Raw genomic sequence first — 4,190 nt, forward strand, 5'->3', positions numbered from 1 at the left:
GAACACGCCGCCGTCGCCAAAATACTTCGGCTGAGCTTCACGCCAGCCACCGAAATCCTCGATGGTCACAAGGTTCAGGTCGCCAAAGCGCGCGATATCTTCCGGAGCGGCAGCGTCCGGACGGAACGGGCGGTAGTAATGCTTGGCAGCAATCGCCTGGCCGGCATCGGAATAGAGATAGTCGAGATAGGCTTCAGCCAGATCGAGGTTACCCTTCTTCTCGGCATTGCCCGGAACCAGCGCGACCGGCGGTTCGGCAAGGATCGAGAGCGATGGCGTCACGATATCGAAGGCATCCGGGCCAAGTTCTTCTAGCGCGAGATAGGCTTCGTTTTCCCAGGCGAGCAGAACGTCGCCAATGCCACGCTGCACAAAGGTAGTGGTCGAGCCACGCGCACCGGTATCGAGCACCGGAACGTGCTTGAAGAGATTGGTCACGAATTCCTGCGCCTTGGCTTCATCGCCGCCATTGGCCTGACGAGCCCAGGCCCAGGCAGCAAGGAAATTCCAGCGCGCGCCACCCGAGGTCTTCGGGTTCGGCGTGATCACTTCGACGCCGTCGGCAATCAGATCGCCCCAGTCCTTGATCCCCTTGGGATTACCCTTGCGGACGAGAAACACGATGGTCGAAGTGTAGGGCGCGTTGTTGTTTTCGAGCTTGCCGCGCCAATCGGCCGGGATCAAAGTGGGATTGGCGTCGGAAATGGCGTTGATGTCGCTTTCGAGCGCCAGGGTGACGACGTCGGCTTCGAGCCCGTCGATCACGGTGCGGGCCTGCGAGCCGGAACCGCCATGGGTGACCTGAACAGCGACAGTCTCGCCCTTTGTCTCCTGCCAATGGGCGATGAACGCCTCATTGAAGTCGCGATAGAGCTCGCGGGTCGGGTCATAGGAAACGTTGATGAGCGTCCGGTCCTGCGCATGGGCAGTGACGGAGAATCCAACCGCGAGCGATGCGGCCAGGGCGGCATAGGCGAAGATCTTGGCTGTCCGTTTCATTGGAACCTCCCGGTAGCGAATACATAAACCCTATCAACTCAGTCGTGATTGGGAAGGTTCATGCTTGCGAGGCTAAGCCCCTAAGGAGAAAATAATGCTCCAACACAACGCAGTTGCCAAGTTTGTCGCAACAGGGTTCCGAAACAGCGGCTTTTGCCTGCGTTTCGTTGCGCCTTTTTCAAGAGATTTACGGGACCTTAACGGCCCACACGCTCAGGCCTTGGGCGTCTGATTGGCCTGCGTCACCAAAATACCGGTGACGACACAGATGACAGCATAGGACACGGTGACCGTCAGAATGCCGAACATGGCATTGGTCAGCCCCATGATGAAATAGCCGGCAACGAGGGTCGAAGCGAGGATCAGGATACGCGGCTTGGTCGCAGAGCTCTTCACCTGGAGAGCCTCAATAATCGGCGCTAGGAGGAACAGGGCATAAGAAATGAGCCCGACAACACCGGCGCTAGCAGCAAAGTCCGCAAGATCGTTGTGCAGATGCGGCCAGCTTCCGAACGGCACACCGGCCAGCTCATTAGCGAGATTGACGAAGGCCAGCGGCCCATGACCGAAAATCGGCGCCTGCTGGAAAGCCTGTATGCCACCCGAAATCATCTGCAGCCGAATGGCCGTCGACTCGTCGGTCGGCACGCCGTGCTGCAGCACCTCCCCGATATCGATCAGCACTCGCTGAATCCCCGAGAATTGGCTTGCACCCAGCAGCAACGCAACCGCGCACCCGACTACCAGAACCGCCAGCGCAATGAGCGCCCTTTTCACGGAAACAACCCGCAGCACGACAAGCCCGATCGCTGCCACGACCAGCATCGCCGCAATGGCGACAACAGCGCCGCGTGTACCCGACAACACGACAGCAACGGTCGCGAACACTGGCCCCAGCAGGAACAGGAACCGCCACCGCGTCACTTTGCCAACAAGCCCCGCACAGGCCAGAAAGCCCGCAATCAGCGCCACATCGGCAAAATGGATCGGATTGGCCACGCCGCCACCGGCTCGCACCGTGCCCGTTGCCACAACCTCCATCACCGCCACCACCGCAGCCCCGGCAACGCCAGCCAAGGCAAGAATCGCGATGAGAACCGAACTATCGTCGGACTTCATATCCTCGGCAGCAGTAAGAAGTGGCCAGATTGCAAAGAGCGGCGAGAAGAACGCTAGCCCGATAAGCCCCTCGAAGGACTTCGCCCCAATGCCATAGGAGAGCGCGATGAGCCCCAGCCCCAGCAACGGCATCCAGACAATCGGACGCTGCACCTGATCTCCTGCCCGCCGGAACATCAGCGCTATGGAGAGCCCGCCCAGCGCCAGAAAGATGACATTCCCCGCCTCGGGCGCCACGGGAGACATGGCAAGCGTGGCAACGAGGGCAAGGAGAACGGCAGAGCTGCGGACTGAATAGAGCATATGGCTCAACTACAGAACCAAGCCGCCAGAGACAAGCGTGGCCGGCGGCTCAGACGCTCGACCGACCCCAGCGCGCCTGCAGCGAGCGCCCGAATTCGCCCATGAAAGGGGCAAAAACCAGCACGATCGACCGGAAATAATGGATCAGCAGGAAGAGCACGGTCAGCACCGCGGCACCCACAATGATCACCAGTTCCAGCGACAGCCCGATGGACTTGAGCCACGCGGTCAGCAGCATGCCCGGCAGGATATGGGCGGCCGCCCAGGCAAAGGCGGACGAGACATTGATGATGGTAAACCAGCGATACTGCATGCCCATCATCCCCGCGATTCCGGGGACCACGGCCTTCACACCCGGAATGAACCGGCCGATGAACACCGACTTGCCGCCATGCTTGGCAAAGAACGCTTCGCCTCGGCTCAGGAGATCAAGATAGTTGCGGAACGGCCATATGGTCTTGATCCGGTCCTTGAGCGCAAAGCCCACAGTGTATGAAATCGCGTCGCCGATCACCGCGCCGAGAACGGCCGCCAGGTAGATTTCCCAGAACGGCAACTTGCCCGTGGCGATGATGCCGCCAACGAGTAGCAGAACCGGCGTCGAGGGCACGAAGAGGCCCAGGATGAACACCGCCTCGCCAATGGCGACCAGAAAGATAAACCCGATCGAAAGCCAGAAATTGTCCGAAACGGCGTTGAGCAGCGTCTCGAGCCACACCGACATGGAGTGAAGAAATTCGATCATAGGGCGTGAGAACCAGAAGAATTGAAATTGGGCAGAAACGGCGTCGCATCCGCGTAGCGCCGGCAGTTTGCGTCGATTTCGTTCACGAATGCCCCTCGATCACCCGGTTCGCTCGTATATGCGCACCGCGGAACTGTCGGGCCAGACTACTCCTGCCCCCATGAAGAAAGCTAGCCACCTCACCGGCCCGTCGCGATGATTTGCTTTATGCGCCACGGCAGCCGATGCCACTGCGCAACTCTCGTCAAACGCTCGCCCGCGCCACGCTGATATGGATTTTTTCGCCCGCATGTGTGAGACCCGCCGCGGCGCCCATCGCGCTGACCCAATTGCATACCGGCCACCTCCGGCCGATGCCCCGACCACATGCCCGAAGGATGACCTCCGATGACCGCGAAATCGGATGAAGGCAAAGCCCCGCCACGCATCAGCCCCGCCACCCTGCTCACCGGCTTTGCCGTGCTGATCGCCTGCCAGTTGGCGGGCGAAACCCTGGTCAGCGTCGGTCGCCTTGTCGCGCCATCCTTCGTCTTCCCCGGCCCCGTCGCGGGCATGCTGCTGCTGCTCGCCTTTCTAGGCTGGCGCCGCCGCCTGCATGCCGGGTTGGACGCCACCGCCACTGGCCTGATCGGCATCCTCTCGTTGCTTTTCGTGCCCTCGGCTGTGGGCATCGTCCAATATGGCGGCTTGATCCTCGAATGGGGTCCGCCCTTGCTGCTGGCCCTTGTCGTCTCGACGCTGCTGACCCTGCTGGTCACCGTCGGCACCTATCTGGCGCTCGCCCGCCTGTCGAATGGAGCCAAGCAATGAGTGGCATCTCGGAAATCTGGGTCTATCTCAGCGCCAGTCCCCTGCTCTGGCTGACGGCAACAATTCTCGCCTACCTCCTCGCCCTCGCCATCTCGGCAAGACTGGGCGGCACGCCGCTGGCCAATAGCGTCCTCATCGCCGGCATCCTGATCATCGCCCTGCTGCAGGTGACCGGAACCTCCTATGCCCAATACTTCGAGGGCGCCCAGTTCGT

Annotated in this window: 5 protein-coding genes; 2 read left to right on the top strand and 3 right to left on the bottom strand. The window is 61.0% G+C overall.

Annotated elements, in window-relative coordinates; genetic code table 11:
* The 3 genes from ABW043_RS17765 to ABW043_RS17775 all read right to left on the bottom strand — a co-directional run.
* The coding region (locus tag ABW043_RS17765) for a sulfate ABC transporter substrate-binding protein (protein ID WP_353922529.1) at positions 1-999 on the bottom strand (999 nt) is incomplete at its 3' end.
* A gap of 213 nt (positions 1,000-1,212) precedes the next feature.
* Positions 1,213-2,421 (bottom strand): O-antigen ligase family protein, encoded by a 1,209-nt coding sequence (locus ABW043_RS17770; RefSeq protein WP_353922530.1) that lies wholly within the window; start codon positions 2,419-2,421, stop codon positions 1,213-1,215.
* A 49-nt stretch (positions 2,422-2,470) separates the two neighbouring features.
* A complete protein-coding gene (locus tag ABW043_RS17775) occupies positions 2,471-3,166 on the bottom strand; it encodes a DedA family protein (RefSeq protein ID WP_353922531.1) in 696 nt (231 codons plus the stop codon).
* A 387-nt stretch (positions 3,167-3,553) separates the two neighbouring features.
* Between ABW043_RS17775 and ABW043_RS17780 the strand changes: the two genes are divergently transcribed.
* Entirely contained in the window at positions 3,554-3,976 is a 423-nt protein-coding gene (locus ABW043_RS17780; protein ID WP_353922532.1) for a CidA/LrgA family protein, read from the top strand.
* Positions 3,973-4,190: LrgB family protein (locus ABW043_RS17785; protein ID WP_353922533.1), on the top strand; the 218-nt coding region annotated here is incomplete at its 3' end. The genes ABW043_RS17780 and ABW043_RS17785, both read left to right, overlap by 4 nt.

Source organism: Devosia sp., from assembly GCF_040509215.1.
Classification (GTDB): Bacteria; Pseudomonadota; Alphaproteobacteria; order Rhizobiales; family Devosiaceae; genus Devosia.

Coding starts and splice junctions, on each gene's coding strand:
- ABW043_RS17770 (WP_353922530.1), bottom strand. CDS start 2,421: ATGCTCTATTCAGTCCGCAGCTCTGCCGTTCTCCTTGCCCTCGTTGCC.
- ABW043_RS17780 (WP_353922532.1), top strand. CDS start 3,554: ATGACCGCGAAATCGGATGAAGGCAAAGCCCCGCCACGCATCAGCCCC.
- ABW043_RS17775 (WP_353922531.1), bottom strand. CDS start 3,166: ATGATCGAATTTCTTCACTCCATGTCGGTGTGGCTCGAGACGCTGCTC.